The organism is Sandarakinorhabdus limnophila DSM 17366 (assembly GCF_945882885.1).
Taxonomy (GTDB): Bacteria; Pseudomonadota; Alphaproteobacteria; order Sphingomonadales; family Sphingomonadaceae; genus Sandarakinorhabdus; species Sandarakinorhabdus limnophila_A.
This window is the reverse complement of the sequence record NZ_CAMCWT010000019.1, coordinates 23,598-42,811: the sequence shown is the minus strand read 5'-3', so window position 1 is coordinate 42,811 and position 19,214 is coordinate 23,598. Positions and strand designations below refer to the sequence as shown.

16 protein-coding genes, 1 tRNA gene and 1 pseudogene are annotated in these 19,214 nt (G+C 63.5%); 12 read left to right on the top strand and 6 right to left on the bottom strand.

Translation table 11 applies throughout. The features are described 5' to 3' along the window. Window positions 1-972 (bottom strand): class I adenylate-forming enzyme family protein (locus tag Q7O19_RS06130; RefSeq protein ID WP_303809295.1); only part of this gene is annotated, 972 nt, incomplete at its 3' end. A 244-nt stretch (window positions 973-1,216) separates the two neighbouring features. Then, window positions 1,217-2,938 (bottom strand): formate--tetrahydrofolate ligase, encoded by a 1,722-nt coding sequence (locus Q7O19_RS06125; protein ID WP_303809294.1) that lies wholly within the window; start codon window positions 2,936-2,938, stop codon window positions 1,217-1,219. Window positions 2,939-3,007: 69 nt separating this feature from the next. Between Q7O19_RS06125 and Q7O19_RS06120 the strand changes: the two are divergent. From Q7O19_RS06120 to Q7O19_RS06080, 9 genes and pseudogenes are all read left to right on the top strand, one after another. Next, a pseudogene (locus Q7O19_RS06120) lies at window positions 3,008-3,436 on the top strand (cytochrome ubiquinol oxidase subunit I); the annotation flags it as partial. Window positions 3,437-3,744: 308 nt separating this feature from the next. Further along, a tRNA-Leu gene (locus tag Q7O19_RS06115) sits at window positions 3,745-3,829 on the top strand. A 63-nt stretch (window positions 3,830-3,892) separates the two neighbouring features. Next, on the top strand, window positions 3,893-5,488 hold the full coding sequence (tig, locus tag Q7O19_RS06110) for a trigger factor (protein ID WP_303809293.1): 1,596 nt from the start codon (window positions 3,893-3,895) through the stop codon (window positions 5,486-5,488). A 29-nt stretch (window positions 5,489-5,517) separates the two neighbouring features. Continuing rightward, window positions 5,518-6,450, top strand: coding sequence for an acyltransferase (locus Q7O19_RS06105; protein ID WP_303809291.1), 933 nt, complete (start codon window positions 5,518-5,520; stop codon window positions 6,448-6,450). A gap of 324 nt (window positions 6,451-6,774) precedes the next feature. Then, window positions 6,775-7,797: an acyltransferase gene (locus Q7O19_RS06100; protein ID WP_303809289.1), complete on the top strand. Its 1,023-nt coding sequence runs from the start codon at window positions 6,775-6,777 to the stop codon at window positions 7,795-7,797. Between the two features lie 17 nt (window positions 7,798-7,814). Beyond that, window positions 7,815-8,444: an ATP-dependent Clp endopeptidase proteolytic subunit ClpP gene (clpP, locus tag Q7O19_RS06095; protein WP_029131524.1), complete on the top strand. Its 630-nt coding sequence runs from the start codon at window positions 7,815-7,817 to the stop codon at window positions 8,442-8,444. Window positions 8,445-8,622: 178 nt separating this feature from the next. Then, window positions 8,623-9,873 (top strand): ATP-dependent Clp protease ATP-binding subunit ClpX, encoded by a 1,251-nt coding sequence (gene clpX, locus Q7O19_RS06090; RefSeq protein ID WP_303795383.1) that lies wholly within the window; start codon window positions 8,623-8,625, stop codon window positions 9,871-9,873. A 10-nt stretch (window positions 9,874-9,883) separates the two neighbouring features. Further along, the gene (locus Q7O19_RS06085) at window positions 9,884-10,309 is read left to right on the top strand and encodes a cupin domain-containing protein (RefSeq protein ID WP_303809288.1); all 426 of its coding nucleotides are present in this window, start codon (window positions 9,884-9,886) and stop codon (window positions 10,307-10,309) included. A 350-nt stretch (window positions 10,310-10,659) separates the two neighbouring features. Continuing rightward, window positions 10,660-11,862 carry an alpha-hydroxy acid oxidase gene (locus Q7O19_RS06080; RefSeq protein WP_303809287.1) on the top strand — a complete coding sequence of 401 codons (1,203 nt, stop codon included), beginning with the start codon at window positions 10,660-10,662 and terminating at the stop codon, window positions 11,860-11,862. 12 nt (window positions 11,863-11,874) lie between these two features. On the opposite strand, the gene Q7O19_RS06075 is transcribed toward Q7O19_RS06080, so the two are convergent. The 3 genes from Q7O19_RS06075 to Q7O19_RS06065 form a co-directional block, all read right to left on the bottom strand. After that, window positions 11,875-12,546, bottom strand: coding sequence for a spermidine synthase (locus tag Q7O19_RS06075; protein ID WP_303809285.1), 672 nt, complete (start codon window positions 12,544-12,546; stop codon window positions 11,875-11,877). A gap of 103 nt (window positions 12,547-12,649) precedes the next feature. Next, window positions 12,650-12,946, bottom strand: coding sequence for a hypothetical protein (locus Q7O19_RS06070; protein ID WP_303809284.1), 297 nt, complete (start codon window positions 12,944-12,946; stop codon window positions 12,650-12,652). Beyond that, entirely contained in the window at window positions 12,946-14,670 is a 1,725-nt protein-coding gene (locus Q7O19_RS06065; RefSeq protein ID WP_303809282.1) for a hypothetical protein, read from the bottom strand. The genes Q7O19_RS06070 and Q7O19_RS06065 overlap by 1 nt, the downstream gene beginning before the upstream one ends. A 505-nt stretch (window positions 14,671-15,175) precedes the next feature. On the opposite strand from Q7O19_RS06065, the gene Q7O19_RS06060 reads away from it, so the two are divergent. Together Q7O19_RS06060 and Q7O19_RS06055 are read left to right on the top strand one after the other, a co-directional pair. Beyond that, a complete protein-coding gene (locus Q7O19_RS06060; RefSeq protein WP_273463759.1) occupies window positions 15,176-15,331 on the top strand; it encodes a hypothetical protein in 156 nt (51 codons plus the stop codon). A gap of 98 nt (window positions 15,332-15,429) precedes the next feature. Then, window positions 15,430-16,008 (top strand): hypothetical protein, encoded by a 579-nt coding sequence (locus Q7O19_RS06055; RefSeq protein WP_303809280.1) that lies wholly within the window; start codon window positions 15,430-15,432, stop codon window positions 16,006-16,008. Here the strand turns inward: Q7O19_RS06055 and Q7O19_RS06050 are convergent, their stop codons facing one another. Next, on the bottom strand, window positions 16,009-17,391 hold the full coding sequence (locus Q7O19_RS06050; RefSeq protein WP_303809278.1) for a M28 family peptidase: 1,383 nt from the start codon (window positions 17,389-17,391) through the stop codon (window positions 16,009-16,011). 133 nt (window positions 17,392-17,524) lie between these two features. Between Q7O19_RS06050 and ettA the strand changes: the two genes are divergently transcribed. Beyond that, window positions 17,525-19,204 carry an energy-dependent translational throttle protein EttA gene (gene ettA / locus Q7O19_RS06045; RefSeq protein WP_022680534.1) on the top strand — a complete coding sequence of 560 codons (1,680 nt, stop codon included), beginning with the start codon at window positions 17,525-17,527 and terminating at the stop codon, window positions 19,202-19,204. The last annotated feature ends 10 nt before the right edge of the window (window positions 19,205-19,214 follow it).

Genomic DNA, 19,214 nt, shown 5'->3' with positions numbered 1-19,214 from the left:
GTCGGTGGTGGCGAAATCCGGGTGGTTGATCAGTTCGCGCGCCATCACCGGCACGCCGCCGATGGAGGTGACGCGTTCCTGGGCGATGATGCGCAGCGCCTCACCGGCGTCCCAGCGGTACATCAGCACGATGGTGCCGCCACCCGCGGTCGTCGCATAGGCGCCGCAATTGTTGGCGGTGACATGGAAAAGCGGCGTCGTCAGCAGCGACACCGGCACCGGCGCCACGGCAGGCGGCTCCACACCGGTGGCGAGCTGCACCGCCCGCGCCGTCGATGCGCCGGCATAGAGCATGTTGAACAAGTTGGTGATGCAGCCGCGATGGGTGAGCTGCGCGCCCTTGGGAAAGCCGGTGGTGCCCGATGTGTAGAAGATGCAGGCATCGGCATCGGGATCGATTTGCACCTGCGGCATGGCACCGCCGTGCGCCAGAACATCGGCAAACGGCGTCACCCCCGGCTCCGGCCCGCGCAGCCGCGCCCCGATGAGCATCAGGCCGGCCGGCGGCGCGGCGATTTCCTTGTAGCGGTCGAGCCGCTCGGCATCGAGGAACACGGCCTTTGGCGCCGAGTCCGCCAGCGCATAGGCCATTTCCTCGGGCGTCCACCACGCATTCATGCCAACAACGGCGATGCCGCAAGACACGCAGGCCCAATAGATCAGCATCCATTCGGGATAGTTGCGCATGGCAATCGCCACCCTGTCGCCGGGCCTGATGCCCTGCGCCGCCAGCCAGGCCGCGATGGCGTCCACACGGGCGTGGCCTTGCGCATAGGTCAGCCGTTCGTCGTCATAGACGAGGTAGGTGCGGTCGGCGAACGCGTGCGTTGATTGCCACAGCGTGCGCACATCGGGCAGCGCATGGCGATAAGCGCGCACCGGGATGCCATTGACGTTGACATGAGCGATCTCGAACGCGCCCCCAGGCCCCGTCAGTTCGTCGCGCGCCTGCGCCAGTTCCGTGTAGTGCATGGCTCTCCCCAAACCATAGTGCCTGACCGAGAGTGATACACGCGATCCGGCGCGCGGAAAGCTATCTAGAGCCAGCGGAAGCGCCATCGCCCGCAGGACCCGCTCTGTCACGGCCGGCGGCCAGGTTAAAGTGAAGGCCCCGGCCGGCCGCTATCGCATCACCGCCCGGCTGGCGCGGCCGTAGGCGCCCGATCAGCCGGTGAAGACGGTCGAGATCCATCTCGTAATACGCTGAGCTGCTCTATCAGCTAAGCCCTTGGATCCGGCCTTGCGCATCGAGGTGGATGCCGATGGCCGACGGCAGCTTTGGCAGGCCGGGCATGGTGGCGATTTCGCCGGCGAGCGCGACGATGAAGCCGGCGCCTGCGGCCAGCCGCAGTTCGCGGATGGGCAGATCGTGCCCGAACATCGCGCCGCGCACCTTTTCGTCCGCGGTGAAGCTGTAGGGCGTCTTGGCGAGGCACACCGGTAGATTGGCAAGGCCTTCGTGGCGCAGCGCGGCCAGCTGCTTTTGCGCGGCCGGCGACAGGGTAACCTGGGCGGCGCGGTGGATGCGGGTGGCCACGATGGTGAGCGCGTCATACACGTCGGTGCCGGTGGCATAGAGCGGGGTGAAAGCGGCGGCCGGGTCAGTGTTGGCGTCGGCCAAGGCGGCGACGCTGCGGGCCAATTCCTCCGCGCCGGCCGGGCCGTCGGCCCAGTGGCTGCACAAATGAGCGGCGACGCCCAGCACGTCGCGGCAGTGGGCAAGCACCTGTTGCTGCTCTTTTGGCCGATCGTTGCTGAAGGCGTTGATGGCCACGGCGACCGGCAGGCCAAGGCTTTGCAGATTCTCGACATGGCGGGCCAGCACCTCGAGGCCGCGATCAAGGGCGACCGCATCGGCGGTACCCAAATCGGCCAGCTCAGTGCCGCCATGATGTTTGAGCGCGCGCACCGTTGCCACCAACACGGCGACGGCCGGGGCGAGTCCGGCGGAGCGGCACTTGATATGGGCGAATTTCTCCGCCCCCAGATCGGCCCCGAACCCGGCTTCGGTCACGGCGAACTCGCCCAGCGCCAACGCCGTGCGGGTGGCGATCACCGAATTGCAGCCATGGGCGATGTTGGCGAACGGCCCGCCGTGGATGAGGGCAGGGGAGCCGTGGATCGACTGCACCAGATTGGGCTGCATGGCATCAAGCAGCAACGCCGCCATTGCGCCGGCCGCGCCGATGTCACCGGCCGTCACCGGACTTCCGGCCATGTCTTTCGCCACCCGGATGCGGGCGAGGCGGGCCTGAAGATCGGCCACGTCGTCAGCTAGGCAAAGGATCGCCATCACTTCGGAGGCGACCGTGATGTCGAACCCGGTTTCGCGCAGCGGGTGGTTACCGGTGCCCATGCCGGACACGATTTGCCTGAGGGCGCGATCGTTCATGTCCAACACGCGCCGCCAAGTGACGGTGCGGGGGTTTATGGCGGCGCCGGTGGGCATTGGTGTCCCGAAATGCACCGCATTGTCGATCATCGCGGCGAGCAGATTATGGGCCGAGGTGATGGCGTGGAAATCGCCGGTGAAATGGAGGTTGATTTTCTCCATCGGCAGCAACTGCGCCTGGCCGCCGCCCGTGGCGCCGCCCTTGCGGCCGAACACAGGGCCCAGGCTGGGTTCCCGCAGCGCGATCACGGCGCGCCGTCCAATGCGGTTGAGGGCATCGGCAAGGCCAACAGTTGTGGTGGTCTTGCCTTCGCCCGCCGGTGTTGGATTGACGGCGGTCACCAGAATTAGCTTGCCGCCAGCCGCCGGCATTCCGCCGCCAGCCACCGGATCACGGCCGGCCACTGCCGGCAGCGCTTTGGCCACAATTTTGGCAATATAATGCCCGTGCGGTTCGATGTCGGTTTCCGCCAGCCCCAACCCGGCCGCGATCTCCCGGATGGGGCGCAATGTCGCTGCCCGCGCAATTTCAATGTCTGTCGCCATGATTCCCCGCCATAAATACCAAGTTTTCACTCCGGCTACACGGTCGCGCGCGCGTCGGGAAGGAGCCATATGTTTGACGATGTGTCTGCTCTAACGCTGGCCCGCTTCCAGTTCGTCTTCACTGTCTCATTCCACTTCATCTTTCCGGCCTTCTCGATCGGGTTGGCCAGCTATCTTGCTGTTCTGGAAGAGCTTTGGCTGAAGTCGGGCCGCGATGTCTATCTGCAGATCTTCCATTATTGGCTGAAGATCTTTGCCATCGCCTTAGGCATGGGTGTCGTGTTGGGTATCGTCATGGCCTATCAGTTCGGAGAAAACTGGTCGGCCTTTTCGGACAAGGCTGGCCCCGTCATTGGCCCGTTGATGGCCTATGAAATGCTGTCGCCCTTATTCCTGGGATCCGGTTTCCTGGGTGTCATGCTGTTCGGTCTCGATCGGGTCGGCAAGAAACTGCATTTCATGGCCACCTGCCTGACCGCCATCTGCTCGCCGCTCTCAACGTCATCTCGCTGTTTTCCTTCGCCCTGTGGATCGCGCTTATGGCCTGGGCAGCGTCTGGCACCAGCAGCCATCCGATGATTCGGCGCTTTATTTGCTCGCCGCAGCGCCGTCGCCGCCTTGTGGCCTCGGTTTCGGCCCTGGTCCTCGCCGGCTTTGCTACTATGGCGGTCTCGTTCAACCTCGCCTGATCCCGCGCTGCGCCGGCTGGCCGGCCGGGCGCCGTTCCAAACGGCGTGTCCCAGCGTGGCATTGCTGCCTTGCACTCCGGAATGTCCCTGCTATAGCCGGGCGCTCGCGTCTCGGGTGCGGGCGTGGCGGAACTGGCAGACGCGCTGGATTTAGGTTCCAGTGTCGAAAGACGTGGGGGTTCGAGTCCCTTCGCCCGCACCAGCCTGCCGCTGCTCGTCCGGGTGACTTCACACGATTTTCAAATTCAACTTGATGGGTTCTTCGATGCAGATTGCTGAAATCACCAACCAGGGCCTGCGCCGCGCTTATTCGCTGGTGATCCCGGCCGATGCTATCGCCGCGCGGCTGAACGCGCGCTTGGCCGAAGTGTCCAAGACCATCAAGATGCCGGGTTTCCGTCCGGGCAAGGTGCCGGCCAACCTCGTCAAGAAAATGCACGGGGCGGCTCTACGCGGTGAAGCGCTGCAGGCGGCTGTGAATGATGGCGTCAACAAGGTGATTGCCGACCACGGCCTGCGCCCGGCGACCCAGCCGCAGGTTGATGTGGATGGCGAACTGCCAGAAGAGGGCGATGCCCGCTTCACCGTCAGCCTGGAAATCCTGCCGACCATCGAGGATGTGAAGGCCGAAGATCTGGCGCTGGAAAAGCTGGTTGTGCCGGCTGACGAAGTCGCCATGGATGCCGCGATCGCCCGTCTCGCCGAATCGGCGCAGCGCACTGAATCCGCTCCGGCAAAGCACAAGGCCAAGACCGGTGACACAGTGGTCATCGATTTCGAAGGCAAGGTGGATGGCGTGCCGTTCGATGGCGGCAAGGGCGAAGGCATGCGGGTCAAGATCGGCTCGGGTCAGCTCATCCCTGGCTTTGAAGACCAACTGATCGGCGCCAAGGCCAACGAACAGCGCACCCTTAAGGTGACCTTCCCGGCCGATTACGGCGCCGCCAACCTGGCTGGCAAGCCGGCCGAATTCGACGTGACAGTGACCGGCGTCGAAGTGCCCGGCGAAACCAAGATCGATGATGAATTCGCCAAGGGCTTCGGCCTCGATAGCCTTGATGCGCTGAAGGAAATCCTGAAGGATCAGCTCGACGCCGAATTGGGCACGCTGTCGCGCACCTATCTCAAGCGCAAGCTGCTCGACACGTTGGCTGCCCGCCATGATTTTGACGTGCCGGAATCGATGGTCGATGCCGAGTTCGAACAGATCTGGCAGACGCTGGAAGGCGAAGTCGCGCGCGAAGCTGATCCCGAAGCAGCCCGCGCCGAGATCGAGGCCGAGCGCGAGGATTATCGCCGGATTGCTGTGCGCCGCGTGCGTCTGGGCCTGTTGCTGTCCGAAATCGGCCAGCGCAACGGTGTGACCGTTTCGCAGGCTGAAATGAACCGCCTGATCGGCCAGGAAGCTGCGCGCTATGCCCCGGCCGAACAGCAGAAGGTGGTGAAGTTCTTCCAAGAAAATGCCATGGCCGCCATGCAGCTGCGCGCGCCGCTGTATGAAGACAAGGTCGTGGACTTCCTGATTGGGAAGGCCGAAATCACCGAACGCGCGGTTACTCGCGCTGAGCTGGAAGCTGCCATCGAGAGCGAAGACGAGACTCCGGGCGGCCACGTTCACGGCCCCGGCTGTGGCCATGATCACGATCATGACCATGCGCCGGCCAAGCCCAAGAAAGCTCCTGCAGCCAAGAAGGCCAAGGCCGCCGAAGAACCGGTGGTTGAGGCCGAACCGGTGAAGAAGGCGCCCGCCAAGAAGGCTGCGGCCAAGAAGGCTGCGGCCAAGAAGGCCGACGCCGAACCGGCCGCGGAAGCTCCGGCGGCCAAGCCCAAGAAAGCCGCTGGCAAAAAAGCCGCCGAGTAATGCCGCAGCTGCGGCTGCTCGGGCCCGGTATGCTGCGATTTATCCTCGCAGCGATGGTGGTGGTTTCGCACCTCACCAGTCTGAATATCGGCCGGCCAGCCGTTCTGCTGTTCTTCATGCTCAGCGGCTATTGGGTGTCGCGCTTGCTTGCCGGCTGGGAGGCCAGCGTGCCGCCCTTCTATGTCAGCCGCACCTTGCGGGTCTGGCCGCTATATGCGGTGGTCACCGTGCTGGCTTGGCTGCTCCACGCCCACGCAGAAGCGGTGCGCCCGGAAAGCCTGTGGTCGGCGCTTACCCTGCTCGGGCTGGCGGCGCGCGCCGGTGACGTGATCGACGTATCCTGGTCGCTCTATATCGAGCTGCAATTCTATCTGGCCATCCCGTTGATCACGCTGGCTGCGCAGCGCTTGCAACCTCTTGCCTTGTTGGCGTTGGCCGTGGCTGCCTTTGGCCTGGGCATCGCGCTGTTTGCCGCGCTTGTGCCCACCTTGCTCTTCTATCTGCCGGCCTTCCTCGCCGGCTTTGTCTTCCATCGCCTGCGTTGGCAGCCCAGCGCGGGCCAGGTGCGCGCCGGCCTGCTGGCTGCGGCGGCCTTCACCGCGGCCATGACCATGGTGCCAGCGTTGGGCGGGCTGTTGTTCAAGGTCCAATTCACCGACAGCCTGGCTCAAAATCTGGGGCACATGGCGTGGATCCTGCTGCTGGCGCCGTTTGTGGCATGGAACATCAACCAACCGTCTGACCGGCTTGATCGGTGGCTCGGTGATCTGTCTTACCCGCTTTACCTTGTGCACCTGCCGGTGGTGCGGCTGCTGGCCGAGGTGATGCCGGTGACAGGCGCTGGCGGCAAGCTGGTGGCGGCGGTTGCCGTATTGGTGGTGAGCATCGCGCTGTTCATGGGCGTCGATCGCCCACTGGAAGCCCGCCGCCAGCGCCTTTGGCGCCGGACCAGGCCGGCCTGAACTGCTGATCTGAGAAGCGTTAGCCGTTGTTCGATGCGATCTGCGGGCACCGGTCCGCGGACGCCATTTCGGTTCTGAAACGGCCGGCCAGTCGTCAATGTGGCGGCATCAGGCGGATCGCGTTCCTAAAGTTCACACTTCAACGGACGTTCGCGTGGAGACGCCGTGCCTTTGGCGCACGGTGCAAGCGGGCCACCGATCATATGTCAGTCTATCCGCCTGAACAAATAGTTAAGAAATATATAATAACGTTTGACATGGGGTAAAGGCCAAGCCAATCTTGCCTCTTCAGGCTGTGTAGTTGCGTCCAACGGAGAGAAGGTCATGCTGTCGTCGTCATTCCGTCTGGGTTCTGGCGCGGTACGCTTGCTGCTGGCGGCGGTTGTCGTTGTGTCGCACCTCTCGGCGATCAACCTTGGCCGGCCGGCGGTGATGATCTTTTTCATGATCAGCGGGTTCTGGGTAACGCGTGCCTGGCAGGAATGGGCAGGCGGCACGACGGGTTTCATGGCGAGCCGTTTCTTGCGCATCTATCCGCTGTTCCTGTTTGTGGCGCTGGCCAATGCCTTGCTGCTGTTCGTGGAAGGCGCGCACGTGCCGGACGAGTTTGGCCTGGCGCTGCTGCTGCCTGGTCTGGCCAGCCGGGATGAAACGCTGCTGGGCGTGGCATGGTCGCTGGATATCGAACTGCAATTCTATTTGGCGCTCCCGTTGCTAGCCCCGCTGCTAATTCACTTGCGGCGGGCCGAAGTATGGCTGTTGGCGTTGATTGGCTGGGTGGTCGGCATGGGCCTCATGTCGGCGGGTCTTGTCACCGCGCTGTTCTATCTGCCTGCGTTTGCTGGCGGTGCCTGGCTGGCGCAATCTCGCTGGAAGGCCACGGACGGCCAAGCGCTCGCCTCGGTTCTGCTGTTCATGGCAGCCGGAGCCGGGCTTGCCCTGCTGCCACAAGCCCGCGAAGTGCTGCTCAAGAACGGCATCGAAACACCCAATATGGCGGTGCAGCTTGCCCATCTGGGTTGGTCTGTGTTGCTGCTGCCGGCCGTAGCGTGGAGCGTGCACCAATATTCCAGCGCGCAGGATCGCTGGGCCGGTGACCTCTCGTTCAGCCTGTATCTCGTTCACACCCCGGTGATCACCGCCATGGCGGCGCTGATGCCAGCAGGCGGCCTAGTGCTGAAGCTGGCCATGCTGCTGATCTCCGCGGTGCTCGCCGTGGCCCTGCATCGCTGGGTCGATCTCCCGGCGGAGCTGTGGCGCCGGGCCCACTTCCGCAATCCGGTGCCGATTCCGCCTGCGGCAATTGCCTTTGCCCCCTTGAACTCAGGCCGTAAACGTCCGAACTAGTGGGAAAGGAGATTCCCATGTTCGATCCTGTTGCCGGCCTGGTTCCCATTGTCATCGAAAGCTCGAACCGCGGCGAACGCAGCTTCGACATTTATTCGCGGCTGCTGCGTGATCGCATCGTGTTCGTGAACGGCCAGGTGGAAGACCATATGGCCTCGGTGATCGTGGCACAGCTGCTGTTCCTTGAATCGGAAAATCCGAAAAAAGATATCTACATGTACATCAACTCGCCGGGCGGGGTGATCACGTCCGGCATGGCGATTTACGATACTATGCAGTATATCCGGCCCAAGGTTGGCACGGTGTGCGTGGGCCAGGCCGCGTCGATGGGCAGCTTCCTGCTCGCCGCCGGTGAGCCGGGTATGCGCATCGCGCTGAAGAACGCTCGCATCATGGTGCACCAGCCGTCGGGCGGCGCCCAGGGCCAGGCGACTGATATCGAAATCCAGGCCCGTGAAATTCTGCGGATTCGCAGCATTCTCAACAATTTGTACGTGAAGCACACGGGTAAGGATCTCGCCACCATCGAACACGCCATGGAGCGTGACAAGTTCATGAGCGCCGAGGAAGCCCAGGAATTCGGCATCATCGACGCCGTGATGGAAAAGCGCCCCGTGGCGCCGGAAAGCGAAGCGCAGGCGGCTTGAACCTTCATCGGGGCAGGGCCGTGGCGTCAGAATGGCGCTATTGCCCTGCCGCAATTGTGACGCTTTGGCGTAATCCTGCCCTTGCGGCAGGCGGTGATTCATCGCTACACTGTCAAGCCGGTGGCATGCCGGTGCGTATATTGTCGGCTATGGCGGGCCGGCGTGAGGAAGGAACGTCATGACGAAGCTGGGCGGCACCGATAGCAAAGGCACGCTTTACTGCAGCTTCTGTGGCAAGAGCCAGCACGAGGTGAGGAAGCTCATCGCGGGCCCGACCGTGTTCATCTGCGATGAATGCGTAGAGCTGTGCAACGACATCATCCGCGAGGAAACCAAGACGGCGCTGGTCAAGAAGTCTGGCGACGTGCCAACCCCGCGCGAAATCTGCAAGGTGCTGGATGATTATGTGATCGGGCAGTTCCACGCCAAGCGCGTGCTGTCGGTTGCCGTCCACAACCACTACAAGCGGCTGAACCACGGCGGCAAGGGTGCCGAAGTGGAACTGGCCAAGTCCAACATCCTGCTCGTTGGCCCGACCGGCTGTGGCAAGACGCTTCTGGCCCAAACGCTGGCGCGCATCTTGGATGTGCCCTTTACTATGGCCGATGCCACCACGCTGACCGAAGCCGGTTACGTGGGCGAGGATGTGGAAAACATCATCCTGAAATTGCTGCAGGCCAGCGATTACAACGTCGAACGCGCCCAGCGTGGCATCGTGTATATCGATGAAATCGACAAGATCAGCCGCAAGTCTGACAACCCGTCGATCACCCGCGACGTGTCGGGCGAAGGCGTGCAGCAGGCCCTTCTTAAGATCATGGAAGGCACCACCGCCTCCGTGCCCCCGCAGGGCGGCCGCAAGCATCCGCAGCAGGAATTCCTGCAGGTCGATACCACGAACATCCTGTTCATCTGCGGCGGGGCTTTCAGTGGCCTCGATCGCATCATCGGCGATCGCATGCAGGGGCGTTCCATCGGTTTCGGCGCGCATGTGGCGGCACCGGATGAGCGCCGCGTCGGCGAACTGCTGCGCAAGTGCGAACCGGAAGATCTGCTGCGCTTCGGCCTCATCCCGGAATTCATCGGCCGCCTGCCGGTGATCGCGACGCTCGAAGACCTCGACGAACCGGCGCTGATCAAGATCCTGACCGAGCCGAAGAACGCGTTGGTGAAGCAGTACGCCCGCCTGTTCGAAATGGAAGGCGCCAAACTCACCTTCACCACCGACGCGCTGTCGGCGATCGCCAAGCGCGCCATCGAACGCAAGACCGGCGCGCGCGGCCTGCGCTCGATCATGGAAGGCATATTGCTCGATACCATGTTCGATCTGCCCGGCCTGGAAGGCGTGGAAGAAGTGCAGGTGGACAAGGACGTGGTCGCCGGCACCAAGCAGCCGACGCGCCTGATGGTGGCTGATAAAGCCGCCTGAGCCGCCGGCAATGGACACGGGAGAGGCGCAGCGTCTGGTCACGGCGCTGCGCCTCTCTCCTCATCCGGAGGGTGGCTGGTACCGAGAAACCCTGCGCGTCGCCGGGCCGGACCGTGCCACCGTCACCGCCATCCACTTCCTGCTCGAAGCCGGCCAGCGTTCCCATTGGCACACGGTGGACGCCACCGAAATTTGGTGCTGGCACGCCGGCAGCCCGCTGGCGCTGGGCCACGCGGCGCGCGATCAGGATGCGCCGGCGTGGATCACTATGGGTCCCGACATCGTGGCGGGCCAATCGCCGCAATTCACCATCCCCACCGGCCACTGGCAGGCTGCCGAGGCGATTGATGGCTGGGCGCTGGTCAGTTGCATCGTGGCACCCGGCTTCGATTTCGCCGGTTTCAGACTGGCTGCGCCGGGGTGGTCGCCGGGTTGAAAGAGAGAGAAGAGAGGCCTCCGGCGGGCAGGGTCGCAGACCCTGCACCCATTTGTTTTCGGGCCGTCTTCATGCAAACTCGTCATGCTGGCGAAGGCCAGCATCCATTGTGCCACCTGGTGCCAGTATGGAGACCGATGGCCTTATTCCGCGATGGATGCTGACCTTCGCCAGCATGACGAAATTCAACCGGATCAAACGCAGCCTGAATCGAACGGGTGCAGGGACGAGCCCCTGCCTGCCGGAGGCCCTTCCTTTCCTTCTGACGGGTGGCGGCCCATGTTGTTGCAATTGGCGCCTGATGACCTAGCCTTCGCAGAGGGCGCGCGGCGCGTCGGGGGGAGGGGTGCGTGGGGGAAACACAGGCAGAATCGCGGCGGCAGTTTCTGCGCTATCTGGCGGCGTCGCCGTTGCTGGTGGCGGGGCTGCCGGCCCTGGCGCAGCAGCGCATTGCCGCGGAAGTGCTGACGGCGAACGACGCGCTGAACGTGTTTGAGCTGGAAGCCATCGCCAGGCGCAACATTCCACCGGCGCATTTCGCCTATCTTGCGGGTGGTGTGCTCGATGATCGCACGATTGCGTCCAACCGGCAGGCGTTCGACGCGTGGGGCTTGCGCGCGCGGCGGCTGATCGATGTCAGCAAGGTTGATCTTTCCATCCGGCTGTTTGGCAAGACGCTCGCTTCGCCGGTTGTGCTGTCGCCGGTGTCGAGCCAGCGCGCCTTCCATCCTGATGGCGAGGCGGCCTCGGCACGCGCCGCCGGCAAGCGCAAGGCGTTGCAGATCCTTTCGGGCCTCACCACCGTGTCGCTGGAAGACGTGATGGCCGCGCATGGTGGGGACGTGTGGCAGCAGATCTACACCACCAACAAGCCGGAGGCAGGACTGAAGATCGCCGCTCGCGCCGATGCGGCGGGCGCCGGCGCCGTGGTTCTCACGGTTGATTTGGCGGGCGGGATGCGGCGCGAGACGAAGGCGATCGGAGCGCGGGCCGATACGCGGGCGTGTGGGGCGTGCCACCGGCAGGGGCCGGGCTATGATTTCTCGCGCAAGACGATGTTTGATGGCGTCGACATGGCCGGGTTGGTTGCCGGGCAAAGCAGCAGCCTGACCTGGGACTATGTCGCCCGCATGCGCGACGTCACCAAGAAGCGCCTGCTGATCAAGGGCATCATGACGGCGGAGGACGCGGCCATTGCCGTGCGGCGCGGCTTGGATGGCATCATCGTTTCCAACCATGGCGGCCGGGCGGAAGAAAGCCTGGTCGGCACGCTGGATGTGCTGCCGGAGATCGTGGCGGCCGTGAAGGGCAAGATCCCCATCCTGATCGACGGCGGCTTCCGGCGCGGGACGGACGTGTTCAAGGCGCTGGCGCTGGGCGCCACGGCGGTGTGCGTCGGCCGTCCCTATTGTTGGGGCCTCGGCGCCTTTGGTCAGGAGGGCGTGAGCGCCGCATTGCGGCTGATCGACGAGGAACTGGCCTCGACCATGCGGCAGACCGGGATCACGTCCATCGCCGGTATTACCGCGACCAGCCTCTCGAAGCGCAGCTGACGGCGCTGCGGCTCAGCGTTTGGTGGCGAACCAGATGATGTGCGTGGCGCCCTTGCCGGTTTCGCGGGCGCGGACCTTCACCGTTTCGACGGTGAAACCGCTGCGTTCCAGCTGGCGGCCGAAGGCGGTATCCGGCGCGGCGGACCAGACGGCGAGCACGCCGCCGGGGCGCAGCGCCTTCATCGCGTCGGCGAGGCCGCGGGGGCTGTAGAGGCCATCATTGGCGGCGCGGGTGAGGCCGTCGGGGCCGTTGTCCACGTCGAGCAGGATGGCGTCGAACTGGGCGGTGCTTTGGGCCATGCTGGCGCCGACATCGCCCATGGTGACGGTGATGCGTGGATCATCGAGGCAGCCGGCGGTGACGGCGGCCATCGGCCCGCGCGCCCAATCGATGATGCCGGGCACCAGTTCGACGAAGGTGACCCGCGCGGTGGGCCCCAACTGGCCGAGCACGGCGCGCAGCGTGTAGCCCATGCCATAGCCGCCGATGAGCAGATGCGGGTTCTTGTGGCCGGCGAGGCGATCGCAGGCCATGGTGCCGAGCGCGACTTCAGAGCCATGCATGCGCGTGCTCATCAGTTCGTTGCGTTCGAGCACGATCATGAAATCGCTGCCCCGCCGGAACAGCCGCAGCGGCGGCCCACCCGGCACTTCGGCCTCGCCGATCAGTTCTCGCGGCGTCATCGGGCGGTGGCTGCCGCTATTGTCATGATCGTCATCCTTGCGCGAACGGCATGTCAGAAGCGGCGGGTGGGGACCAGCGCCAGGTTTTCTGCTGGCTGCCGGACTAACCGGCCACTGTTTCCCGGCAGTGCGGGCATTTCTTGCGGGGGAGGATGGAAAGACCTTTGGCCATCAGGGCTTTGCGGCAGGACGGGCAGCGCAGGATGAAGATGGTCACCAGGCCGCCGGCGAGGATGAAGAGCGGGAAGACGTAGCCGAGCAGAGCCAGCGGGCCGGGCCAGGGAATGATCCATGCGGCCAGCGGCAGCAGCGTTGTGAAGGCCAAAAGGCGGGCTTGCAGGGCAAACAGGCCTTTCAGCGGCAGTTCGGCATCGGGGATGCGAGTGGGCGGCTTGCTCATCAGTAACGCCAGCTCTTCAGGTCAGCCCCCTTTGGCGCGGCGGCTTCGATGCGCTTCAGGATCTTGTCCACATACATGGTGTGATAACGCAGGCGGCTGATGTGGTTGGGCTGGGTGGGATCACCGTTCCAGCAATGTTCGGCGCGGTCACCATAGGCGATTTCGCCCGTGAATGCCGGAACGGCTTTCTTTAGGAAATCCTCGGTCAGGTAGACGGCGTTGTTGAGGTAATAATTGTCCATGTCGCCGACATAGAGGAAGATCTTGTCGCGGATCTTGGGACCCAGCGTCTTCCAGTCGCGCTGCATGATGTGCCGCAGATCGTAATTTTCGCGCCAGTGGGCGGCAACCTTGGGATCGATCACGCCGGTGCGCTTGTCGAAAATGCGCTGCGGGTAGCCGTCGGCCCCCTGCGGGGAATAGACAGCTTCCCAGATGTCCCACTGCTGGCCGGAACGGGATTTGTCGCCTAGCACCAGTTCCAGCCGCTGTTCCTGTTCCACCGTGTAATCAACGTGGCCCAGATAGTTGCGGTGGGCCGGGCGATCGACCTTGCCGAACGGGCCGACCTTCCAGAAGACATTCTTGTCCTCGTAAATGTTGATGTTGGTATATTGGCGGAAATCGATTGGGTCGGGGCAGGCGGCGAAGGCGCCGTTGAAATCGTCCGGGTAGAACATCTGCACGGCCAGCGCTTCCCAGCCGCCGGTGGAACCGCCGTAGGTGAAGCGCGCCCAGCCCTGGCCAAGGCCGCGGAACTGCTTTTCGATTTCCGGCACCAGCTCCTTCATGATGGAATCGCCATAGGGGCCGAGATTGGCGGAGTTCACCGCATAGCTATCGTCATAATAGGGATTGGAGTGATCAATCTCGACGATGAGCATGCGCGGGAAGCTGTCTGATGTCCATTTCTTGTAGAGGTCGTGGGCTTCCTGGGCCTCGATCTTATTGTAGCAGGGCTCGTTGAAGCGCGGCTCCGGCTTGCACGGCATGGCGGGATCGGGAGGCGTGACCGAGAAGCCGCCGAAATCGGCTGGAAAATGGCCGTGGTTGATGATCAGCGGGTAACGGGCTTCCGGGTGCTTGTCGAAATCCTTGGGTACCAGCACGTGGGCAGTGAGGAAGACATCGGTGCCCCAGAATTTCGACAGCTGCTCAGATCGCACCTTGATGTGGCGGATGAACTCGCTGTCTTTCGGCTGCTCCACCGGCGGAATCACCTTGGTGAGCGGGATGGTCACGATATCCTTGGTGGCCGGGTTGAAGCGCACCTTCATCGGTTCGGAAATGATGTTGCCGGGCTCCGCGCGCCAGTTCTGCCCAGCGCCGCGCGCAGCCGGCAGCTTCACCGTGTGGCCGGTGGAAAGCTTGTAGGTCGTGTATTTGTGGAGGACCGCCTGCACTGTGTAGTCGCCGGCTGGCACCTTGGAGAGGTCTTCCGCCGGATAGCCGAGCACGCCGCGGCCGATGCTGGCGCTGCCGCTGGGTTTCAGACCATCGACATTGATGCCGAACACCTGCGGCGCATCGGCGCCCAATTTGACCTGGAAGCGCGGTTCCTTCGAATCGTCGGGCGTGATCACCAGGATGATGCGGCCATCGTTGCTGGCGTCGATGCCGGTGGCTGGCAAGGTGACGCGGAAATCGGTTGCCAATGCCGGCGCCGACAGGTTGGCCGCCAGTGCAGTGCCGATCATGGCGGCAGTCAAAACGCGCTTATTCATATCCGTTCCTCCCCTATGCCGATGTTTTAAGCATGAATTGCCAGCAGCGGCAACGCGCCTGACTTTTACAGATTTACGATAGTTAATCATAAATATTGCTTCAGTCATAATTTTGTGGCGTCCACGCTCATTCAATATCGACTAAAAACCCCGAAGAATAATTTTGCGAGCATTTCAGCAAAATTTTTGGTCGGGGAAGCATGAAACATGCAACAAATCCTGGCATCAGATGTGATATTGGTCGGATTTCATTGCTGCTGGGGGTTCCTCTTGGCGTTTTTGGAGAACGCCTTCGGACCGAACGCAGGAGCGATACCTCCCAGAATGAGACAATCGGGCGTGATAAGCCCTGAAGGGGACGCCGGGTCGTAATACTCGTTAATGGAAAAATAGTTAACGAGCATCAATATCACTTTACATTAAGTAACTTCCAAATTAGAAAGTTGGTGTATCGAGTGTTAACGATTGAGGGCGGCGTATGGTTTTTTCCGGTTTCGCACAGGGCATGGGCCAGCTGTTGGCAACCGATGGTGCCTTGATGGTGCTGTCGATGCTGTTCGGTGTGCTGCTGGGCATGTTGTGGTCGGGTCGTACCTTCCCGCGCCGCCTGCCTCGCTCGATGGCTCGGGCTTCGGCCAGCCAGTTGAACCGCTTCTCCTGATCATCGCCGGGCTGGCTATCGCCTGACACGCAGACTAGATTGGTGCCATGCGCGCCATGCCATTTTCAGCACTCTGTTTTCTGGGGGCGTTGCCAGCGATGGCAGCGCCCTCCTTGTGTGCGCATCTGCCCGAGAAGGGATCGGTGGCCGCCGCCGCGCCCCGCGAAAGCGTGGCGGCGAAGCCGCGAGCGGACCGCAGCCTGATCTGCCCGCCCGGATTCGTGCTGGAAGCGTCGGCCCGTGTCCCTGTTTGCACCCGTCCCGGTCAGGCCCAGGTGGCGGGAGACCCGCGCGCTGCCTGCCGCGCCACTTTGGCACTGGGGCCGGTGGCGCCAGTGACGCTGCAGTGGCGGCCGACGCGCAGCTGCCCCGGCGGTGCAATCACGACGGTAGTGCGACTGGAGGGGGCCAATCTCGCCTTGGCCGATGTCGATCTGGCCAGCGAGAGCCCCGGCGTGAAGGTTGAAACGCTGGGCGAGGAGAGCAAGGGCCTCAAAGCGGCCGAGCGCCCTTCAGCCCAGAGCTGTTTCGCGCATCAGTGCCGGCTGGTGCGGCTGTCCATCAGCGCCGATGCGCCCGACGATGTGCTGCTGCGCTTCAGCATCAAGGATGGCGCCAGCAGCACGGCGCGCATCCCGGTCATCACACATTGCCCTGATCCGCTGGGGAACCGCTGATCACTTCGTCCGGAGTGGCCGATCATCGGTGGCTGCCAACCAGATCGCCGCCGTCCACGCCGCCACGTTCTGGTCAAGCTGCTTGCGGTCTACCTTGTCGAGTGTGTCATCGGGCGTGTGGTGCACGTCGAAATAGCGCGTCATGTCCTGCCCCAGATCGAGTACGCCCACGCCGGTGGCGGCCAGCGGCCCCACGTCCGGCCCGCCGCCAGAAGCATTGGTGGCGGCGCGATCAATGCCCAGCGGCGCCAGCACGCCCGCGATTTCGCCGAGCAGCGGCAGACCAGCATCGGCGACCTTTGAGTCGATCTGATAAATCCGATCCGCCCCGGCATCGCTTTCGCCGGCCAGCACGATACCTTCATCCTTGTGGGCGGCGGCATAAGCACGGCCGCCGATCAGCCCGAACTCCTCAGCACCCCACAGCACCACGCGGATGGTGCGGCGCGGCCGCTGCCCGGAGCGGTCCACGTAGGCCTTGATTGCGCCAGCCGTCGCCAGGCTGATTGCGACGCCGGCGCCATCGTCGAACACGCCCTGGCCCAGATCCCAGCTGTCAAGATGCCCGCCCAGCACCACCACCTCACCGGGCACGGTGCCCGGGATTTCGGCGGTCACGTTGGCGGACTGGCCCGGCTTGCTGCTGGGCGTGGAAACCAGCTGCATTTGCACCGGCCCCGCAGCGCAGCGGCGCGACAGCAGTTCGGCATCGGGCAGAGCCAGCGCCAGCGCCGGGATCGGGGCGGTGCCCGCCGGGAACACGGTGCCGCCGGTGTGCGGATTGCGGTGATAATCTGTGCCCAGGCTGCGGATTAGCACGGCGGCAGCGCCCTTTTGCGCGCCCAGGGCCGGCGCGGCGCGGCGCACGGCGCCGTTCACGCCATAGCTGCTGCCATCCTGCGTGACGCCCATGCGGTGATCGACGAACATGATGCGGCCTTTCACGGCGGCGTCCGCCGCCGCGCGGAAGGCGGCCAGATTGCTGAAACAGGTGACGGGCGCGGTGATGCCGCCGGCTGGCGTGGCCCCCGAGGTGCCGAGCGCGGCGAGCGCCAGCTGGTGATTGCTGCCAACGATGGTGGCGCTGGCCTGCCCGCGTTCCCATAGCGTCAGCGGGAAGGCCTCCTCACGGATGTTGACCAGCCCCAGCTTCTGCATTTCCGCCTTGGCCCAGGCCCGGCCGCGCGCTTCGGCCTCCGTGCCGGCCAGGCGCTGGCCCACGGTATCGGTGAGGTTTGACAGCAGCGCCCATGCCTTGTTCCCGACCAGGGCGCTATCACGCAGCTGGGCGGCGGTGGCCAGCCGGTCGTTGTTCGCTGGTTGGGCAATAGTGGGTACGGCGAGCAGGCAGGCAGCGGCCAGCGAGACTGTGATACGTCGCATGAGTGAGCTCCCCTGTTTGTGCCAACCCCTTTACGCGCCGCACCCCGCCGGTCAATTGGCCGGTTTGCGCCCACCGCGCCCATCGGCTAATGCAGCCGCGTCCCTGCCAACACCCAGAATCCGGAGCCTCCCCGTGGCCTATCAATATGCGTTCGTGATGAAGGGTCTTTCCAAGACCTATCCCGGCGCCAACAAGCCCTGTTTCAAGGATATCACCCTGTCGTTCCTGCCGGGGGCGAAGATCGCCATCATCGGCCCGAACGGCGCCGGCAAATCGACCCTGATGAAGGTGATCGCCGGCATCGATACCGAATATGTGGGTGAAGCCTGGGCTGCCGAAGGCGTGCGCGTGGGCTATCTGCCGCAGGAACCGCACCTGGATCCCAACAAGGATGTGAAGGGCAATGTGATGGACGGGGTGCGCCCCGTCGCCGATCTGGTGGACCGGTTCAACGCCATCAGCGCGGAAATGGCCGATCCCAAGGACGATACCGATTTCGACAAGCTGCTCGAGGAAATGGGCACGCTGCAGGAAAAGATCGACGCCGTGGATGGCTGGACGCTCGACAACCAGCTCGAAATCGCCATGGACGCGCTGCGCTGCCCGCCGGGGGACAGCGGTGTGCAGAAATTGTCGGGCGGGGAAAAGCGCCGCGTGGCGCTGTGCAAGCTGCTGCTGGAAAAGCCGGAAATCCTGCTGCTCGACGAACCGACCAACCACCTTGACGCGGAATCCGTGTCGTGGCTGGAAAACCACCTGAAAGAATATAAGGGCATGGTGATCCTGGTTACCCACGATCGCTACTTCCTTGATAACGTGGTGAAATGGGTATTGGAACTGGATCGCGGCCGCGCCATTCCGTTCGAAGGCAATTACAGCGACTGGCTGGAAGCCAAGCAGAAGCGCTTGGGCCAGGAAGAGCGTGAAGACGCCAGCCGCGAAAAGGCCATCAAGCAGGAGCTGGAGTGGATCCGCGCCAGCCCGAAGGCCCGCCAGACCAAGAGCAAGGCCCGCATCAAGGCGTTTGACGAACTGGTGGAAAAACAGGCCAACCGCCGCCTGGGCGAAGCCCAGATCCTGATCCAGATACCGGAACGCCTGGGCAACAAGGTGATCGAGGCCCACAACCTCACCAAGAGCTATGGCGACAAATTGCTGTTCGAAAATCTGTCGTTCAGCCTGCCGCCGGGCGGCATCGTGGGCATCATCGGCCCAAATGGCGCCGGAAAGACCACGTTGTTCCGCATCATCACCGGCCAGGAAGTGCCCGACAGCGGCGAGATCGTCATCGGCGAGACCGTGAAGATGGCCTATGTCGACCAGAGCCGCGATGCGCTGGCATCCGACAAGAATGTCTGGGAAGAGATTTCCGGCGGGAACGACAAATTCTATTTCGGCAAGAACGAGGTGCTGACACGCGCTTATGTGGGCGCGTTCAACTTCAAGGGGCCGGACCAGCAGAAGAAGGTTGGCCTGCTTTCAGGCGGTGAGCGCAACCGCGTGCACATGGCCAAGATGCTGGTGAAGGGCGGCAACGTGCTGCTGCTCGACGAACCGACCAACGATCTGGACGTGGAAACCCTGCGGGCGCTGGAAGAAGCCCTGGAAAGCTTTGCCGGCTGCGCCGTGGTCATCAGCCACGATCGCTTCTTCCTCGATCGCCTGGCAACGCACATATTGGCGTTCGAAGGCGACAGCCATGTCGAATGGTTCGAAGGCAATTTCCAGATGTATGAGGAAGACAAGCGGCGGCGCCTGGGCGACGCGGCAGATCGTCCGCATGCGCTGACCTACAAGAAACTCACGCGCTAAGCGCTCTTGC

What these genes read in the sequence shown, in the direction of transcription:
- Q7O19_RS06125 (WP_303809294.1), bottom strand. Translation starts at nt 2,938, where the DNA reads ATGGCGACAGACATTGAAATTGCGCGGGCAGCGACATTGCGCCCCATC.
- tig (WP_303809293.1), top strand. Translation starts at nt 3,893, where the DNA reads ATGCAGATTGCTGAAATCACCAACCAGGGCCTGCGCCGCGCTTATTCG.
- Q7O19_RS06105 (WP_303809291.1), top strand. Translation starts at nt 5,518, where the DNA reads ATGCTGCGATTTATCCTCGCAGCGATGGTGGTGGTTTCGCACCTCACC.
- Q7O19_RS06100 (WP_303809289.1), top strand. Translation starts at nt 6,775, where the DNA reads ATGCTGTCGTCGTCATTCCGTCTGGGTTCTGGCGCGGTACGCTTGCTG.
- clpP (WP_029131524.1), top strand. Translation starts at nt 7,815, where the DNA reads ATGTTCGATCCTGTTGCCGGCCTGGTTCCCATTGTCATCGAAAGCTCG.
- clpX (WP_303795383.1), top strand. Translation starts at nt 8,623, where the DNA reads ATGACGAAGCTGGGCGGCACCGATAGCAAAGGCACGCTTTACTGCAGC.
- Q7O19_RS06085 (WP_303809288.1), top strand. Translation starts at nt 9,884, where the DNA reads ATGGACACGGGAGAGGCGCAGCGTCTGGTCACGGCGCTGCGCCTCTCT.
- Q7O19_RS06075 (WP_303809285.1), bottom strand. Translation starts at nt 12,546, where the DNA reads ATGACGCCGCGAGAACTGATCGGCGAGGCCGAAGTGCCGGGTGGGCCG.
- Q7O19_RS06070 (WP_303809284.1), bottom strand. Translation starts at nt 12,946, where the DNA reads ATGAGCAAGCCGCCCACTCGCATCCCCGATGCCGAACTGCCGCTGAAA.
- Q7O19_RS06065 (WP_303809282.1), bottom strand. Translation starts at nt 14,670, where the DNA reads ATGAATAAGCGCGTTTTGACTGCCGCCATGATCGGCACTGCACTGGCG.
- Q7O19_RS06060 (WP_273463759.1), top strand. Translation starts at nt 15,176, where the DNA reads ATGGGCCAGCTGTTGGCAACCGATGGTGCCTTGATGGTGCTGTCGATG.
- Q7O19_RS06055 (WP_303809280.1), top strand. Translation starts at nt 15,430, where the DNA reads ATGGCAGCGCCCTCCTTGTGTGCGCATCTGCCCGAGAAGGGATCGGTG.
- Q7O19_RS06050 (WP_303809278.1), bottom strand. Translation starts at nt 17,391, where the DNA reads ATGCGACGTATCACAGTCTCGCTGGCCGCTGCCTGCCTGCTCGCCGTA.